Below are 489 nucleotides of genomic sequence, written 5' to 3' on the forward strand. Positions count from 1 at the left end.
ATTTATCGCTTAAAGGTTCAATCAATGCAAATGATATATCACTTAGAGGTACAATCGATGTTCCAACTCAAATGTTGACAATTCAAACTGGAAATGGTATGCAGTTGCAATTCACTAAAAAGAACGATGATTTAGTAATTGTTAGACTCTTTGGTAGTGTATCAACTACAAAAGCTGGCATTAAAATGTCTGGACCATGGGTAGATAAAGAATTTCGTCCAGCTGTTGTTCAAAGTATTGTTGGTCATTTTGCTGGACATGAGACTTCTTTCCATATTGACATAGACACAAACGGTAGTATTACTTGGTGGGGACCAGATATTGGTAAAACACCTATTGCAACACGTGGTAACGGAAGTTACTTCATTAAATAACAAAATAGAAAGCGAAACAAAATGGTAACTAGAATGATTTTAATAACTATCTTAATTTTAGCGATTCTTTTCGCTACATGGGTAAAAGATAGAGAAGCAATGAACCCACCTTTCA

At 34.6% G+C, this 489-nt stretch carries 1 protein-coding gene; it reads left to right on the top strand.

From position 1 onward, the window contains the following. Positions 1 to 374 (top strand): hypothetical protein (locus L979_RS15440; RefSeq protein ID WP_047578206.1); only part of this gene is annotated, 374 nt, incomplete at its 5' end. Positions 375 to 489: the final 115 nt, after the last annotated feature.

This window comes from Kocuria sp. ZOR0020, assembly GCF_000800955.1.
Classification (GTDB): Bacteria; Actinomycetota; Actinomycetes; order Actinomycetales; family Micrococcaceae; genus Kocuria; species Kocuria subflava.